Annotated in this window: 20 protein-coding genes; 9 read left to right on the forward strand and 11 right to left on the reverse strand. The window is 70.7% G+C overall.

Annotated features, from left to right (window positions below; translation table 11 throughout):
• Positions 1 to 8 precede the first annotated feature (8 nt).
• The gene (locus H5398_RS04330) at positions 9 to 458 is read left to right on the forward strand and encodes a hypothetical protein (protein WP_182799137.1); all 450 of its coding nucleotides are present in this window, start codon (positions 9 to 11) and stop codon (positions 456 to 458) included.
• Positions 459 to 897: 439 nt separating this feature from the next.
• Here the strand turns inward: H5398_RS04330 and mgrA are convergent, their stop codons facing one another.
• From mgrA to H5398_RS04360, 6 genes are all read right to left on the reverse strand, one after another.
• Positions 898 to 1947: an L-glyceraldehyde 3-phosphate reductase gene (mgrA, locus tag H5398_RS04335; RefSeq protein WP_182799138.1), complete on the reverse strand. Its 1050-nt coding sequence runs from the start codon at positions 1945 to 1947 to the stop codon at positions 898 to 900.
• Between the two features lie 87 nt (positions 1948 to 2034).
• The gene (locus H5398_RS04340) at positions 2035 to 2394 is read right to left on the reverse strand and encodes an Rv3654c family TadE-like protein (RefSeq protein WP_182782127.1); all 360 of its coding nucleotides are present in this window, start codon (positions 2392 to 2394) and stop codon (positions 2035 to 2037) included.
• Positions 2394 to 2753, reverse strand: a complete 360-nt coding sequence (locus H5398_RS04345; protein ID WP_182799139.1) for a hypothetical protein — start codon at positions 2751 to 2753, stop codon at positions 2394 to 2396. The genes H5398_RS04340 and H5398_RS04345 overlap by 1 nt, the downstream gene beginning before the upstream one ends.
• Positions 2754 to 2764: 11 nt before the next feature.
• The gene (locus tag H5398_RS04350) at positions 2765 to 2965 is read right to left on the reverse strand and encodes a DUF4244 domain-containing protein (RefSeq protein WP_182782125.1); all 201 of its coding nucleotides are present in this window, start codon (positions 2963 to 2965) and stop codon (positions 2765 to 2767) included.
• Between the two features lie 147 nt (positions 2966 to 3112).
• Positions 3113 to 5362, reverse strand: coding sequence for a DEAD/DEAH box helicase (locus tag H5398_RS04355; RefSeq protein WP_182799140.1), 2250 nt, complete (start codon positions 5360 to 5362; stop codon positions 3113 to 3115).
• A 33-nt stretch (positions 5363 to 5395) separates the two neighbouring features.
• Positions 5396 to 5899, reverse strand: coding sequence for a hypothetical protein (locus H5398_RS04360; protein ID WP_182799141.1), 504 nt, complete (start codon positions 5897 to 5899; stop codon positions 5396 to 5398).
• Here H5398_RS04360 and H5398_RS04365 point away from each other — a divergent pair.
• Positions 5892 to 6521, forward strand: coding sequence for a polysaccharide deacetylase family protein (locus H5398_RS04365; protein ID WP_182799142.1), 630 nt, complete (start codon positions 5892 to 5894; stop codon positions 6519 to 6521). The genes H5398_RS04360 and H5398_RS04365 overlap by 8 nt on opposite strands.
• A 2-nt stretch (positions 6522 to 6523) precedes the next feature.
• Here the strand turns inward: H5398_RS04365 and H5398_RS17695 are convergent, their stop codons facing one another.
• From H5398_RS17695 to ssd, 4 genes are read right to left on the reverse strand one after another with little or no spacing between them, the layout of a single operon-like run.
• On the reverse strand, positions 6524 to 7252 hold the full coding sequence (locus tag H5398_RS17695; protein ID WP_182799143.1) for a type II secretion system F family protein: 729 nt from the start codon (positions 7250 to 7252) through the stop codon (positions 6524 to 6526).
• The gene (locus tag H5398_RS04375; protein WP_182799144.1) at positions 7249 to 8055 is read right to left on the reverse strand and encodes a type II secretion system F family protein; all 807 of its coding nucleotides are present in this window, start codon (positions 8053 to 8055) and stop codon (positions 7249 to 7251) included. Before H5398_RS04375 ends, H5398_RS17695 begins: the two co-directional genes overlap by 4 nt.
• On the reverse strand, positions 8049 to 9194 hold the full coding sequence (locus tag H5398_RS04380; protein ID WP_182782117.1) for a TadA family conjugal transfer-associated ATPase: 1146 nt from the start codon (positions 9192 to 9194) through the stop codon (positions 8049 to 8051). The genes H5398_RS04375 and H5398_RS04380 overlap by 7 nt, the downstream gene beginning before the upstream one ends.
• Positions 9187 to 10197 carry a septum site-determining protein Ssd gene (gene ssd / locus H5398_RS04385; protein ID WP_182799145.1) on the reverse strand — a complete coding sequence of 337 codons (1011 nt, stop codon included), beginning with the start codon at positions 10195 to 10197 and terminating at the stop codon, positions 9187 to 9189. Before ssd ends, H5398_RS04380 begins: the two co-directional genes overlap by 8 nt.
• A 125-nt stretch (positions 10198 to 10322) precedes the next feature.
• Between ssd and H5398_RS04390 the strand changes: the two genes are divergently transcribed.
• The 7 genes from H5398_RS04390 (at position 10323) to H5398_RS04420 (ending at position 14288) form a co-directional block, all read left to right on the forward strand.
• Complete coding sequence (locus H5398_RS04390; protein WP_182799146.1) at positions 10323 to 11066, forward strand: class I SAM-dependent methyltransferase; 744 nt, start codon at positions 10323 to 10325, stop codon at positions 11064 to 11066.
• A gap of 83 nt (positions 11067 to 11149) precedes the next feature.
• Positions 11150 to 11644, forward strand: a complete 495-nt coding sequence (locus H5398_RS04395; RefSeq protein ID WP_182799147.1) for a phage holin family protein — start codon at positions 11150 to 11152, stop codon at positions 11642 to 11644.
• Positions 11645 to 11770: 126 nt separating this feature from the next.
• Positions 11771 to 11926: a hypothetical protein gene (locus H5398_RS04400; protein WP_182782113.1), complete on the forward strand. Its 156-nt coding sequence runs from the start codon at positions 11771 to 11773 to the stop codon at positions 11924 to 11926.
• On the forward strand, positions 11923 to 12387 hold the full coding sequence (locus tag H5398_RS04405) for a RidA family protein (protein WP_182782112.1): 465 nt from the start codon (positions 11923 to 11925) through the stop codon (positions 12385 to 12387). Before H5398_RS04400 ends, H5398_RS04405 begins: the two co-directional genes overlap by 4 nt.
• Positions 12387 to 13058 (forward strand): endonuclease III, encoded by a 672-nt coding sequence (gene nth / locus H5398_RS04410; protein WP_182799148.1) that lies wholly within the window; start codon positions 12387 to 12389, stop codon positions 13056 to 13058. The genes H5398_RS04405 and nth overlap by 1 nt, the downstream gene beginning before the upstream one ends.
• Before the next feature lie 10 nt (positions 13059 to 13068).
• Complete coding sequence (locus H5398_RS04415; RefSeq protein WP_182799149.1) at positions 13069 to 13656, forward strand: TlpA disulfide reductase family protein; 588 nt, start codon at positions 13069 to 13071, stop codon at positions 13654 to 13656.
• Positions 13653 to 14288, forward strand: coding sequence for a CoA pyrophosphatase (locus H5398_RS04420; protein WP_182782109.1), 636 nt, complete (start codon positions 13653 to 13655; stop codon positions 14286 to 14288). Before H5398_RS04415 ends, H5398_RS04420 begins: the two co-directional genes overlap by 4 nt.
• 46 nt (positions 14289 to 14334) lie before the next feature.
• Here the strand turns inward: H5398_RS04420 and H5398_RS04425 are convergent, their stop codons facing one another.
• Entirely contained in the window at positions 14335 to 14646 is a 312-nt protein-coding gene (locus H5398_RS04425; protein ID WP_182782108.1) for a WhiB family transcriptional regulator, read from the reverse strand.
• Positions 14647 to 14650 lie beyond the last annotated feature (4 nt).

A 14650-nucleotide genomic window follows, 5' to 3' on the forward strand; every position in this document is an offset into this window, starting at 1 on the left:
TCCACGAAGTGGGCGTCGGTGTGGTCCGCGATCACCTCGAGCGCGGCCCGGTGGCGCGCCCAGCTGGCGAGCGAGTCCAGGGTGCGCAGCAGGGCCCCGGGCCCGTGCGGCTCCTCCCCCTCCGAGGCGAGGAAGCCGGTGTACCCGACCTCAACTATCCCTCTCGCCTCTGCCAGAGTGGCAGTGACCTCCTCCGGGACGCGCAGCCCGGCGGCGAGCAGCTCTCTGCTCTCGTCGTCGGCCGGCTGGGGCGGGTCATCGAGGAGCAGCGCCACCCGGAGTTTGGGGTGATGCTGGAACACGGCCGAGGTGAGGGTCTGACGGATGGTCCGCTGATCCTCCTTGAACGAGGGGACCAGCACGACGATGGGCTCCGCGTCCTCCCAGCTCTCCTCGATGAGCGCACCGAACGACGGGGCCTCGTGTGCCTGCGTCCGCAGCAGGTAGCCGAGTCGTGAGACCTGGTAGACCACATTGCCGGACACCAGCACGGTCAGGACCACCACCAGTGCGCCGAGCCTCAGAACCGTGAGTACCCGCCAATCGTCGGCGCGCGACCACGAGCAGGTCGAGGCTGAGCATGACCGCGGCCACCGCGGTGAGGACCATCATGGCCACGGTGAGGAGGACCTCGCCGCGTGCATCCGGGCGCGGCGAATCGGGTTGGGCAGCCAATGTTGACCTCCGTGGGGGTAGGGGCCAGCGGGGGTCGATTCACCCCAACGCAGGATCCCCGCCTACCCGTACTCCCCACAGCCCTCCAAAGTCTGGCCAACGACGTCGGGGCGCCACTCTCACCCGGCCGACCAGCCACCCGTACGGTCAGCCGCGGCCACCCCGTCGGCCAGTTCCAGCCCTCCGACCGTCCAGTTGACCTGGACCCGGAGGCCCGGAAGGTCACGAGACCGAGTCGGTGGCCCCCTGCCAGAGGTTGACGCCCTCGACGCCTGCGTGCCGGTCGATGGCCGCGAGCTCCTCGGCGGTGAAGTCCATCTTCGCCAGGGCCGAGAGATTGTCGTCCAGTTGCCGTACCGACGATGCGCCGAGGACTACGGAGGTGACCGACGCGTCACCCTGGTCTCGCAGCGCCCAGGCGATGGCCATCTGCGCCAGGCTCTGCCCGCGGCCCTGAGCAATGTGATTGAGCGACCGGAGATGGGCGATGTTGTCCTCGGTGAGCAGGTCTGAGCCCAGCGACTTGCCTTGCGCGGCCCGCGAGTCTGCGGGGATGCCGTCGAGGTAGCGGTCGGTCAGCATGCCCTGCGCCAGCGGCGAGAAGGCGATGACGCCCATGCCCGCGTCGCGACAGGCCTTCAACAGGGAAGGCTCACCCTCCTCGACCCACCGGTTGAGCACGGAGTACGACGGCTGATGGATCACCAGCGGTGTGCCGAGGGCGCGGGCGATCTCCTGGGCCTTCGCAGTGAGCGCCGCCGAGTAGGACGAGATCCCCGCATACAGCGCCTTGCCGGAGCGCACGGCCTGGTCCAGCGCGGCCATCGTCTCCTCCAGCGGCGTCTCCGGATCCGGGCGGTGGTGATAGAAGATGTCCACGTACTCCAGGCGCATGCGCCGCAGCGAGTCGTCCAGCGAGCTCAGCAGGTACTTCCGGGACCCCCCGAAGCCGTAGGGGCCGGGCCACATGTCCCATCCGGCCTTGGACGAGATCACGAGCTCGTGCCGGTACGGGGTGAAGTCCTCCGTCATGATTCGACCGAAGTTGGTCTCTGAAGCGCCGTAGGGAGGACCGTAGTTGTTGGCGAGATCGAAGTGCGTCACCCCGCGGTCGAAGGCCCGGCGCAGAATGTCGCGTTGAGTCTGGACCGGTTTGTCGTCGCCGAAGTTGTGCCAGAGCCCCAACGAAATGGCCGGGAGCTTGAGCCCCGAAGTCCCGAGGCGGCGGTACGGCATGGACGTGTAGCGGTCATCCGCGGCGATGTAGGTCATGCCTCGCACTGTATCGCCGCGCGGGTGGGCCCGAGGGTGTCGCGGATCTGCTCCTGCTACGCCTCGCCTCAGCCGCACCCACCGCCCTCAGGTGCCCGCGGTGGCGGACCTCACCAGCTCGCCGGGAAGCCCCGGCAGCGGCGGCTCCAGGCGGGCCCGGATCCCCACTTCCACCACGATGGAGCGGCCCCCGCCTCGCACGTGGCACTCGGCGAGGTCCGCCTCGTTGCGCGCGGCCGCCTCCTCCGCCGCAGGGCACGGCAGCCGGCCTGAGACCGCCGCGCTGACGGCCGCGAGCGCAGCCAGCTCAGCCGACTGCTCCGCTCTCCGTGCGATGAAGAACCACTGGATGAGGACCGCCGCGGCCATGAAGGCGCTGACCAGGACGAGGCAGAGGCCGGCCACCAGCACCGACCCGGCAGCCCCCCGATCGTCGCGGCGGCGCATCACGGACCCGACCCGGGTTCGTAGGCCGCCCAGGAGGTGGCGGCGACCTCGACAGGCCCGATACCGGGCACCGCCACGGCCATCGTGACGGTGGCGGTCACGCCGTCGCCTCCCCGCCGCACGTCGATCACCGCTCCCTCGGGTGCCCGTGCGCGTGCCTCCCGGAGGGCCACCTCGTCTGCTCTTGCCGCCTGGCGGGCAAGCTGCGCACTCGACTCGGAGACCGTGGCCTGCGCCACGCCCAGCAGCGAGAGCCCGGCGAGGCAGGTGGCCAGGACGGCGACCGTGAGGAAGCCGATGGCGAGCTCGACGGTGACCATGGCGCGCTCACCCCGCCGGGATCCTCGCATGCTGGTCATGGGAGCCGGACTCAGCCCTTGGCCATGTGGGTGAACACGTTGACCACCCAGTCGAACAGCGTCTTGTAGAACTGGTTGTCGCCGAAGATACGCAGCAGCACCAGCGCGACGGTGGCCGCGGCCAGCAGACCGAGCGCGTATTCGACGGTGGTGAGTCCGCGCTGTGCCAGGGTTCGGGCCCGGGCCGAGCGCGTGGGAACAAGGTGAGCCATGGGAGGCGTCCTTTCGGTGCGCCGGCTGCCTGTCAGCCGGTCACCCCCTTGTTCGCAAGCAGCCTCCGGCGTTTCCCGGGCACGGGCAAGGGGTGTGGACGACGGCAACGGACAACACCAATGCCTGTGCACAACGGAAGGCGGGCCTCAGCCGAGGATGAGACGAAGGAGCTCGGCGGCGTCGGACTTGTTGAGGTCCTGGTTGGCGTTTCCGCACTTGGGGGAAACGACGCAGGCGGGGCAGCCGGACTCGCAGGTGCACCGCTCCAGCCGGTCCAGGGTGGCGCGCAGCCAGTCCTCCGCGACGTCGAACCCCCGATGCGCGAAACCGGCCCCACCGGCCATCCCGTCGTGCACGAACACCGTGGCCAGGCCCGTGTCCGGGTGGAGGGCCGTGCTGACCCCTCCGATGTCCCACCGGTCGCAGGGCGCGAAGGCGGGCAGGAGCCCGATGGCCGTGTGTTCCATGGCATGCACGGCGGCGCCCGTCTGCAGCTCCGCCCAGCCGAGCCGTCTGGCCAGGGACTGCGGCACGGTCCACCACACGGCCTGGGTGGTCATTCTGTGCCGGGGAAGGTCCAGCGGTGTCGAGTCCCACACCTCGTGGGTGATCTCGTCGCGCCGAAGGTAGCCGATCACCTGGGAATCCAACCGCACGTCTCCGCGGGACACCTGGGTGGCGCCCAGGGCGCGGCGCTCCACTTCGGCGACGATCTGGATGTCGAACGACGCCTGGGCCTGGGTGTAATAGGTGGGTCTGGCCTGGACGACCAGCGCCTGATGCTCCTCCAGGTCCAGTTCCTCGACGGTGAACGCCTCACCCTGGTGCAGGTACACGGCCCCCGGATGCACCGTGCGATCGGCGGCCGCCACGTCGATGACGCCCAGTACCCGGCCGGTGTGACGTTCGATGATGTCCACTGGACGCTGTGCCGTGGCGCGCAGGTTGATGAAATCCACGGCCCTGTCAGGGCGGGTCCAGTAGAAGCGGTCCCTCCTGTGCCGCAGCACGCCCTGGTCCGCGAGGGCGCGGGCAAGCGCCGGGACGGTGGGCCCGAACCACTGCTCGTCTGCGTCCGAGAGGGGGAGCTCCTGTGCTGCCGCCGCCAGGTGGGGTCCCAGCACCCGAGGGTTCTCCGGGTGAAGCACAGCCCGCTCCACCGGGGCGTCGAACACGAGCTCCGGGTGCTCCACGAGGTAGGCGTCGAGCGGATCCTCGCGGGCCAGAAGCACGACGAGGGCATCCTGACCGCGCCTGCCCGCCCGACCCGCCTGTTGCCAGAACGACGACAGTTTCCCTGGGTAGCCCGACACCAGCACCGCGTCCATGCCCGCGACATCGACCCCGAGTTCCAGGGCGTTGGTGCTGGCGAGGCCTCGCAGCTCGCCCGATTGAAGGTCCGCCTCCAAGGTGCGGCGATCCGCTGCGAGGTAGCCGCCCCGGTAGGACGCGATCCTGGCGGGCTCCCGCGATAGCTCCTGGGCGGCCAGCGACACCAGCTCCGCCCCCTGCCGGGAGGCGACGAACGCGATGGTCTGCGCCTCGTGGTCCGTCAGCTGGGCCAGGAGCTCCGCGGTGTCCGCTCGCAGCGACGACCCTGGACGCCACAACACTGCGGTCCTGCGGCCGCTCGGGGAGGAGTCCTGCCCGATGACCTCAACGCATCCGGCGCCGATGAGAGTCTCCGCGAACGCGCCCGCGTTGGGGGCGGTGGCTGAGGACAGCGCCACCACCGGGTCAGCGCCGTACTGGGCCGCCAACCGCCGGAGCCGCCTGATCACCTGCGCGACGTGGGCACCGAAGACACCCTGATAGCGGTGCGCCTCGTCCACGACGATGTAGCGCAGCGACCCGAGGAACGAGGCCCACCGCTGATGGTTGGGCAGCACGGAGAAGTGCAGCATGTCAGGGTTGGTCAGGACGAAATCAGCGTGGTCACGGGCGAACCGGCGCTCGGCTACGTCAGAGTCCCCGTCCAGGGTGCTGATCCGCCAGCGGGCCGGCCCCAGCGCCGTTGCCGCCCGGGACTGATCGTGTGCCAGCGCTTTGGTGGGTGCCAGATAGAGGGCAGTGTGTCGCGCTCCGGTGAGCCGCGCCCGGGTGGAGTCCACCGCGACGCCGAGCCTGCCTTCCGCGGTGGCGGCGACGATGGGCAGAAGGTACCCGAGCGTCTTGCCTGACCCTGTCGGGGTACACACGATGGCGTGCCTGCCGGCGAACAGCGCCTCGGCGAACTGGCTCTGGTGGCGCCATGGAGCCGAAATGCCGGCCTCCTCGATCCGCGAGACGGCCGCCGCCGAGACCCACTCGGGCCAGGGCGCCGTGCAGCCAGGCATGGGATCTCGGTGCCGGACCGCCACCGCCTCGTCCCTGCCGAGCACCCAGTCGTACTTCACACCCCCACTGTGCCAGCGCCCCCCGACAATCCCTCATTTCCGCAAGACCGCATCATGGCTCCTGCCCACCGGGCGGGAGTACAGTGGAAGCAGCAAGGAGGCGGGGACGATGCGCCGGTCACTGGACCTGTGCGGGCCCGTCCACCACCGGGCACGGCCCGGGGTGGCCGGGATGCTGATCGTCGCCCTTGCGCTCGTCGGCTGCGGGGTCCCGCCTGGCACCCCTGCCGATCCAACCCCCACCCCCTCCAGCCGGATCAGCACGGCCTCACCCGCGTCACGCACCCCAACCATGAAGCCGTCAGCGCCGGTTGAGTCTCCGACCGCACCCCCGGCCGAGAGCCTGCCGACGACGCCCGACCCACCGGACACCAGCGCGCCTGTGAGCACCTCGACACCGACACCGGCGGCGTCCACGATCCCCCCAGCGCCGAGGACCTCCACCCCCGCTCCGGCCACGGCGCCGCCACCGACAACGACCAGTAGCACCACCGCACCCGCCGCTGGGCTCGTCCAGCTGTGGGCAGGGATGGACATCGAGGCGTTCCCCACTGAGCGGAAGGTGGTGGCACTGACCTTCGACGGGGGCGCCTCGGCCCAGGGGGTCGCGTCCATCCTGGACACGCTCGCCGCCCGCGACGTGGCCGCCACGTTCTTCGTCACCGGCGCCTTCGCCCGCGCCTACCCGCAGCAGGTGACCGCGATGGACCGTGCCGGGCATCCTGTGGGAAACCACAGCAACACCCACCCCTACTTCACGCAGATCACCAACGAGGCCATCCGGGCGGAGTTGGCAGCCGCGGAGCGGGACATCTCCGCGCTGACCGGCACCACGACGAAGCCCCTGTTCCGGTTCCCGTTCGGCGACGTGGCGCCCCTTGACATCCGTGTGGTCAACGAGGCGGGCTACATCCCGATTCGCTGGACGGTGGACACCCTCGGCTGGAAGGGAACCAGCGAAGGGATCACCACGGCCATCATCCGCCAGCGGATCCTGGATCGCCTGCGCCCCGGGCAGATCGTTCTGATGCACGTGGGGGCAAACCCGTACGACAGCTCGACCCTGGACGCGGACGCGCTGCCCGGGATCATCGACGACCTCCGGGCCCGTGGCTACAGCTTCACCACGGTGCCGGACCTGCTGGACGACGGCCGCTGAACTCACCCGAAGAAGCTCTGCATCAGGCTGGCGATGATCGGCACCACACCCACAGCCATGAACGCCGGGAGGAAGCAGGCCATGAGCGGCACCACCGACCTCACGCCGACGGTCCGGGCGCGCCGTGCAGCGGCGTCCCTGTGCTCTTGTCGGGCGTCCTCCGCATGGTCTCGGAGGACGCCTGCCAGTGCGGTGCCTGCGTGCTCTGCCCTGATCACGTCCACAGCCACGCGTCCCCACACCGGGTGAGATCTCAGGCTCTCCCACGCGGCGGGGCCGGCTCGTCCCAGGGCGAGCTGAGCGGCGACCTCCTGCAGCAGGTGTTGGGTGGCCGACGGCGACACCCTGGCCACCTCGCCGACCGCGTGAGCGGTGGGGAGACCGGCGTCCATGCACACCGCCAGGAAGTCGAGCGCGTCCGGCAGCTCACGGGCGAGCATGGACCAGTCCGGCCGCGGCGCGGCGAACCCAAGGCCGAGCGTTGCCACAAGAGCCACGCCGCCACCGAGGACCACCCCACCCCATCCCTCCACCACCACCGCAGCCAGGAGCCCCGCCGCCGCCCCGACGGCGACACGCTGCCCCCCGGGTGGCGCCCCAACCCGCCCCGGGAGAACGAGGAGCCGCTCGGCACGGCCGCCCCGCAGGCTGACCAGGCGGCCCGCAGGGAAGGGCACCACCACCCACGCGGCGATTGCGGCCATGGCTGCGGCCAGCGCGATGCTGCTCACCGACGCCCCCGCCCATGCCGGGCGCCCGTCCTGGCCAGGCTCTCCACCCAGATCACGCCGGCGGAAGTGAGCGCCACACCTGCCAGGACCAGCCACTGCCCGAGTGGCTCGGTCAACAGGTAGTCCAGCGTGTTGACGCCTGAGACCAGCCCCAAGCCCATCGCCAGGAACGGCAGCGTGGCCATGATGTGGCCACTGGTGCGTGCGGCGGACAACTCCGTCGCCACCACCGCGTCGAGCTGACGCTGCCGCCGCAAGGTCTTCGCGACCCGCCCCAACACCTCCGCGATGGGGGCTCCCGTGCGCTCGCTCAGCTGCCAGGCTGCGGCCACGGCACGTAATCCGGCCCGCCCAGGACCATCGGCCGCCCGATCCAGCTCGCGCCCCACATCTGAGCCCAGGCGGGCTGCGGCAGCGGCCGAAGCCAGGACGGAGAAGTCTCTGGCGGCTTCCGCCAGGGCAACGCGGGGAATGTTGCCCGAACGCATCATCGACGACAGGGCCCGAGCCGCCTGGGCACACTCATCGGCAGCCCTGACCTCCTCGCGTCGTGCCTGGCGACCGTACTCCAGCCACCCGAGCGTGGATACCGCCACAGCCACGGCCACCATCCACACCACAGGTCTGGTGCCGAGCACCAGCCATCCGGCTCCCAGAGCCGCCGCACCCCCCAGTGCACCGACGGCGAGATGTCCGTTGCCGCGCGCCACCCTGGGCGGCCGGAGCCTGCCGGCCACCGCGGTGGGCGGCGGTCCGACAACAAGGGCGGCCGCCAGCCCGGCCATGAGGGCCGCTATTAGCACGGACCCACCGCCAACCGCAGGAGATGGGCACCCTCGCCGTGGCTCACACCGGAGGAGGACAGGGTAGCGGCGGGCAGCACGTCCACCCGCCCGTCCTCCCTGCGCCGGAAGACCCCGATCTGCGCCACCCGTCGCCGCCCGCCCGGGTCCCTGACGACGTGGATGACCAACTTCAACGCCGCCGCCACCTGAGCGTGGCAGGCCTCCCGCCCCATGCCACCGAGGGCCGCCAAGGCCTCAAGCCGCGCCGGGACATCCTGGATCGAGTTCGCGTGGATGGTGCCACAGCCGCCCTCGTGCCCCGTGTTGAGAGCCGTGAGCAGGTCCGTCAGCTCAGCCCCGCGCACCTCGCCGAGCACCACCCTGTCCGGCCTCATGCGCAACGCCTGCCGGACCAACGTGGTCAATGTGATGGCGCCGGTCCCCTCAGCGTTGGCGGGCCTGGCCTCCAGGCGCACGCAGTGGGGGTGGTCTGGGACGAGCTCGCGCGCGTCCTCCACCAGGACCACGCGCTCGGTGTGTGGGATCAGCCCCACCATGGCGGCCAGCAGCGTGGTCTTGCCGGAACCTGTTCCTCCTGAGACCAGAAACGGGACGCGTCGATCCACCACAGCCCGGAGCAGCGTGGCCCCGGCATCCGGGAGCGATCCCGCCTGCACCAGATCCTGGAGCGAGAAGCTGCGGGCTGCCGGGACACGCAACGAGATGCAGGTGCCGGGAGCTGCCACGGGCGCCAGCACGGCGTGCAGCCGCACCCCGCTGGGGAGGCGTCCGTCCACGAAGGGGGTGGCGTCGTCCAGCCGACGGCCGGCCGCGGCCGCAAGCCGGATGGCGAGGCGGCGCACCTGCTCGTCGTCGACGAACGTGACCGGGGCGCGTTCCAGCCCTTGACCCGTATCCACGAACACGTCCCGGGGGCCGTTGACCACCACGTCCGAGACCCCCGGCCTGCCCAGGAGATCCTCCAGCGGGCCCGCCCCCACGCTGTGGCGTCTGAGGTCTGCGAGGACGTCATGGACCCCCGCGTCCGTCACAGCCACCCCCATGGCTCGGAGCGACACCACCACATCCAGCGGCGTGAAGGGCCGCCCCAGCGACGCCAACGACGCCTGAAGGCGGTCCAGTTCGATGTCAGGCATCGGGGAGGCCCTCGAGGATGGCGCCCACCTGCCGGGCGTACCGCCGGGCCGGCCCGGACACGGGCAGCAGTCCGAGTTCAGCCAGCCGAGGCAGCGCTCGGTGGTGGTCCATCCGGCCCAGGCTGGGCGCGCCGAGCGCCCGCGCCACCACCTGCTCGGGGAGGGAGCGCCCGGGGCCACGGCGCACGACGATAGACGTGGGGCGAAGCGCCTTCACCTCCGCCAGCATGCGCGCTGCTGCCACCGACCTGACATCCGCCCCCACCACCAACACCGTGTGATCTGCCGGAGTTGGCGACGGGTCGCGCCCGCAGTCCACCACGACCATCCGGTGGGACCGCGCCAGGGCGCCCATCACCGCTGCGACCGTCTCTCCCGACGGGACGGACGGCGCCTCCCTCGAGTGCGCCAGCAGCACCACTCCGCCCAGCGAGGGCAGGCTGCCCGCGAGGTCACCCAACTCGCCGCGGGCCTGGCCCAGGTCCGACCACCTCATCCCTTCCACCGTCTCGCCTCCAGCGGCCAGATCCAGCCCCCCGCTGCAGGAGGCCAGATCCACCACGGCCGACGGCGTGCCACGGCGCCCCGCTGTGATGGCCAGCGACACCGCCAGGGTGCTGACCCCCAGGCCCCCCGCGGCGCCCACCAGCGCCACCGTCGTACCGCGGTGGAGCGCCTCGCCCGAGTTGCGCTTCAATGCATCCACGAGGCGACCCCCGACGTCTGGCAGGGGGATCACCGGCAGTTCCAGCTGGGCGGAGCAGCGGGTCAGCTCAGCAGGAGAGGTGCCCACCAGGAACGCCCGCCCCGGCGGCGCCGACGTCCAGCGGGCCGCCACCTCGGTGGAGAGGAACCGGAGCGTGGCGGCCGGCCACAGCGCTCTGGCCTCCTGGGCGTCCCGCGCCACACGGAGCCCGACATCCATGGCCGCGGCGGCCACTTCAACCGCCTCGATGACGGCAGGGTCCCGGGAGCACAGCAACGTCGACGCAGTGGTGTCCATAGCCCCTTGTTCGCAAACTCCGGCCCCCGTGTCCCGCCCCATCCCGGGGCTGTGGACAACTGGTGCGGCGCGGCCTCCATCTCCCTCCCGTTACCCTTGGTGCGATCGCTGTACGAGAGGAACCCATGACCCGCGCCACCCTTCCCACCGAAGCCCTCGACTGGCTGGCGGTGTGGCACGGTGTGCGGGCCCTGGCTGTGGACCCCGAGCCACACCTGGCCAGGCGGCTGACCGACGCGGGGCATTCGCTGTTCGCCACGTCGGAGGACGCGCAGTGCATCGAGCGGCTGCGCCGGGTGCGTTCGGTCACGCCCATCATGGCTCGGCCCGAAGCGATCCCGACGGACCCGTTCACGTTCGAGGTGGTGCTGATTCACCAGGGGCTCCACCGCTACGACCTCACGCAGGCGCTCCCGCAGCTCGCCCGGGTGCTCCGCCCGGGTGGGTGTCTGAGCGCCTCGTACCTGGTGCGCGACGACTCGGTGCCCTGGGTCCGCCGCCTCGCCGCACTCCTGCGACGATTCGACCCGATGGCGATGAAGGGCGACTACGGCCACCACAGCCTCGACTTCCTGAGCTCCAGCAAGTACTTCCCCGAGGTTGAGCAGCGGGCATTCCGGGTCTGGCAGAGCGTCAGCCGCGACGACCTCGTGGGCCTGGTGAGGGCCCAACCCCTCGCGGCCAACCTGGATGCCGCGCAGCTCGGCCACCTTCTCGACCAGGTCTCTGAGCTCTACGACGGTGCGGTTCGCCCGGGCGAGAGCCTGCGGCTGCCCTTCCAGCTTCTGTGCTGGCGCGCCTGGGTGGATCACGAGGAGCTGACCGCCCCTGTTGTGCTTCCCGACCACGCCCTGGCCATTCAGCTGTGACCCGACGACGCGCCTGAACCGGCCCTCCCCCCGACGCACCGACGGTGACAACCACTAGGCTGGCCACTGCCGGAAGGAGCAACATGCCTATTGAGCCCAGCCACCACCTGGTGGACATCAAGGATGCCGTCTCAGACTTCGTCGCCCGTGAATCCGAGTTGGCGGCAGCCGAGCTCAAGCCCGCCGCCAAGGCCGCCGGGATCGGCGCCGGGCTCTTCGCCGGGGCCGCTGTATTCGCGTTCCACGCCGTCTGGATGCTGGTGATCCTGATCGCGCTCGCGCTCGGCCTCCTGCTGCACGCGGTGACGCCGCTGGGACCGTGGTCGTCCTTCACCCTGGGGTTCCTGGCCAGCGTGCTCTTCTCGCTGGTCGTCGCCCTGGTGCTGGTGATCCTCGGCCGCAACAAGTTCCGCCAGGTGAAGAAGCCGGACGCCACCATCGCCGAGGCCAAGGCCACACTCGACGCGGTGGTTGCGGCCATCGCGTCGCGCACGAAGAGCGCTGACGTGGTGATCAAGCCCGACGATCTCCCGCGCTTCCGCGACGCGGATCTCGACAGCACGTTCGGGCGTCCCTAGGAGCCTGCTGAACAATCGTGGCTCGGCTGCGGCGCACCGGATCGGGCGATCCGGCACCCCTCCATCTGGATATGGACGCCTAGCGCCGAGTGTCGCCCAGCCTGCAGACATGGCAGGCTGGGCCTCATGACCAAGTGGGAATACTTCGTGGCGCCAATCCTCTCGCACGTGGCGCAGCAGCTGCTCAACAACTTCGGGGCGGACGGCTGGGAGCTCATCCAGCTCGCCCCCGGGCCCAACCCGGACACGCTCGTCGGATACTTCAAGCGCCCCCAGCAGTGAGCGGGACCTCTGCAACGCAGCGGCTGACCGAGCTGGGCATCGACCTCCCGCCGGTTGCAGCACCCGTGGCCGCCTACGTGCCTGCCACGCTGGTGGGCAACCAGGTGTGGACCTCTGGCCAGCTGCCCAGCGTCGACGGGCGGCTGATCGCCACCGGCAAGCTCGGAGGCGAGGTGGACCAGGAGACAGGCGTGCAGGCCGCCCGGCTGGCCGCGCTCAACGCCCTGGCAGCCGCAGCCGAGGTGGCCGGCGGGGTGGACCACATCCGCCGCGTGCTCAAGGTGGTGGTGTTCGTCTCCAGCGAGCCGGGCTTCACCGCCCAACCGGCGGTGGCCAACGGCGCCTCGGCCCTGTTCGGTGAGGTGTTCGGCGAGGCGGGCGCCCACGTCCGATCGGCGGTCGGTGTCTCGGTGCTGCCGTTGGACGCCCCCGTCGAGGTCGAGCTGATCGTCGAGGTCTGATGGACCGGGCCTCGGCCGTCCACAGCGCGCTGGCGCAGGCCTACCCGGAGGCCCGGTGCGAGCTGGACTACACCACACCGTTCGAGCTCCTCGTCGCCACCGTGCTCTCCGCGCAGTCCACGGACAGACGCGTCAACACCGTCACCCCGCGCCTCTTCGCCCGCTTCCCCACCCCGCTCGCACTGGCCGAGGCGGACGCCGCTGATGTCGAGGAGATCATCCTCAGCGTAGGCTTCTTCCGCGCGAAGAGCGCGGCCATCATCGGACTCGCGCGCCGCATCGTCGACGACTTCGACGGCCGCGTCCCGAACACTCTTGCCGAGCTGATCACGCTGCCCGGCGTCGGCAGGAAGACCGCGAACGTGGTGCTGGGCAACGCCTTCGGGATCCCCGGGGTCACTCCGGACACCCACCTGATCCGCGTTGCGGGCCGCCTGGGGTGGACCGGGAGCACCAAGCCGGACGCGGTGGAGCGCGATGTCGCCGCCCTGTTCCCGCCTGAGGACTGGGTGATGCTGTGCCACCGGGTGATCTGGCACGGGCGGCGCTGCTGCCACGCTCGAAGGCCCGCATGCGGCGCGTGCCCCGTCCGCGATCTGTGCCCGAGCAGCGGAATCGGCGAGCAGGATCCCGCCATCGCCGCCCAGCTGATCCGCGAGCCGCGCGGGTAATCTCGGCATTGTGATCCCACGCCTCCTTGCCCTCGCCGCGGCGCTCGCGCTGGCTGCGTGCTCTCCGACGGCCGTGACCTCGCAGCCGCCCAGCTCGGCGCCGGTGGATCTCGCGTCGCTCAGGGTGGAGTACGGCCTCCCAGACTGCCCGGTCACCGACCCCGCGACACTCCAGGTGGCCGGCGGACTACCGCAGACCCAGCTGACCTGCCTGGGCAGCGACGCCGTCGTCAATCTGGCCGGACTTGAGCGGAAGCCCACCGTCGTGAACCTGTGGGCCCAGTGGTGCGGGCCCTGCCGCGAGGAATCGCCCTACCTGAGGGCGGGCCTCGCCGAGCTCGACGGGGTGGCCTTCGTCGGCGTCAACTACAACGACCCCAGGCCGGAGTGGGCCATCGAGTTCGCTGGGCTTGTCGGGTGGAGATATCCGCATGTGATCGACGCCGACAAGTCCCTTCAGGTGCCCCTGCGGGTGCCGGGCCTGCCCACCACGTACTTTGTCGACGCCGACGGCAGGATCGTCGGCGTCCACGCGGGGCCCTTCGAATCCACCGAGCAACTTCTCACGATGGCCGACGACTACCTGGGGGTGCGGTGAGGCATCCAGAGACGTTCGAGGCCCTCTGCCACGCCCTGGTCCGGGGGCCTGCTGCGCGTGAGATAGACGTGCACCGCACCCCACGAGGCGAGCGCGCTGCCGCGGTGCTGATGCTGTTCACCGATGAGCAGGACCCGTCGCTCACCTTCGTGACCCGGGCCGAGACGATGCGCCGTCACGCCGGCCAGATCGCCCTGCCAGGGGGCGCCGTCGACGCGACGGACCGGGACCGGCGCCACACGGCGTTGAGGGAGGCCAACGAGGAGATCGGCCTGGCCGCAGAACACGTCACCGTGCTGGGCGAATTGCCACCGCTGTGGGTCCCTGCCTCCGGCTATGACGTGACGACGGTGGTGGCGGTATGGCCCGGCGGGCACCGGTTGGCGCCCCGCGACCCGGCCGAGACCGGCGCCGTGCACGCCTTCGGCGTCTCCGCCCTGTCATCGGCGGAGGTCCGGTTGACGGGTCATCACCCGAGCGGCTTCGAGGGGCCGGCGTTCGTGCTCGGCGATCAGTTCATCTGGGGCCTGACCGCGCACCTGGTGGACTGGGTGCTTGAGTTGGGCGGCTGGGCCAAACCCTGGAACCGTGGCCGGGTCGCCGACATCCCGGCCCGCTACATGCGCGATTGAGAGACGCCGACGGCGCACGGCAGGGCCGTGCGCCGTCGCCAGAACTTCAGATCTGGCGGGTGGGTAACACTGAGATGTGTGCCCCCGGGGTGTCATGGTGCTCGACGAGCACGTCGTGCCACGAGTCGATATCCGGGCGCGAGCGGAGGAGAGCGCGTCGCTCCCGCTCCGTCATGCCGCCCCAGACGCCCCACTCGATGCGGTTGTCCAAGGCCTCTGCAAGGCACTCGGAGCGGACCGGGCACCCGACGCATACCGATCTCGCGCGCTTCTGGTCCTTGCCTTCCGGAAATAGTGCGTCAGCCATTTCGCGGCACTTGGCATGGAGCGTCCATTCGCTCACTTCAGCCAGGGACATCAGC

Source organism: Tessaracoccus sp. MC1679, from assembly GCF_014164775.1.
In the GTDB taxonomy this organism is placed as follows: domain Bacteria; phylum Actinomycetota; class Actinomycetes; order Propionibacteriales; family Propionibacteriaceae; genus Arachnia.

Excerpts from the sequence above, each read along its gene's own strand:
- ssd (WP_182799145.1), bottom strand. The coding sequence starts at position 10,197 with ATGGACACCACTGCGTCGACGTTGCTGTGCTCCCGGGACCCTGCCGTC.
- H5398_RS04390 (WP_182799146.1), top strand. The coding sequence starts at position 10,323 with ATGACCCGCGCCACCCTTCCCACCGAAGCCCTCGACTGGCTGGCGGTG.
- H5398_RS04360 (WP_182799141.1), bottom strand. The coding sequence starts at position 5,899 with ATGTCCATCCCTGCCCACAGCTGGACGAGCCCAGCGGCGGGTGCGGTG.
- H5398_RS04425 (WP_182782108.1), bottom strand. The coding sequence starts at position 14,646 with ATGTCCCTGGCTGAAGTGAGCGAATGGACGCTCCATGCCAAGTGCCGC.
- H5398_RS04365 (WP_182799142.1), top strand. The coding sequence starts at position 5,892 with ATGGACATCGAGGCGTTCCCCACTGAGCGGAAGGTGGTGGCACTGACC.
- H5398_RS04395 (WP_182799147.1), top strand. The coding sequence starts at position 11,150 with ATGCCTATTGAGCCCAGCCACCACCTGGTGGACATCAAGGATGCCGTC.
- H5398_RS04350 (WP_182782125.1), bottom strand. The coding sequence starts at position 2,965 with ATGGCTCACCTTGTTCCCACGCGCTCGGCCCGGGCCCGAACCCTGGCA.
- mgrA (WP_182799138.1), bottom strand. The coding sequence starts at position 1,947 with ATGACCTACATCGCCGCGGATGACCGCTACACGTCCATGCCGTACCGC.
- H5398_RS04345 (WP_182799139.1), bottom strand. The coding sequence starts at position 2,753 with ATGACCAGCATGCGAGGATCCCGGCGGGGTGAGCGCGCCATGGTCACC.
- nth (WP_182799148.1), top strand. The coding sequence starts at position 12,387 with ATGGACCGGGCCTCGGCCGTCCACAGCGCGCTGGCGCAGGCCTACCCG.
- H5398_RS04400 (WP_182782113.1), top strand. The coding sequence starts at position 11,771 with ATGACCAAGTGGGAATACTTCGTGGCGCCAATCCTCTCGCACGTGGCG.
- H5398_RS04340 (WP_182782127.1), bottom strand. The coding sequence starts at position 2,394 with ATGCGCCGCCGCGACGATCGGGGGGCTGCCGGGTCGGTGCTGGTGGCC.
- H5398_RS04380 (WP_182782117.1), bottom strand. The coding sequence starts at position 9,194 with ATGCCTGACATCGAACTGGACCGCCTTCAGGCGTCGTTGGCGTCGCTG.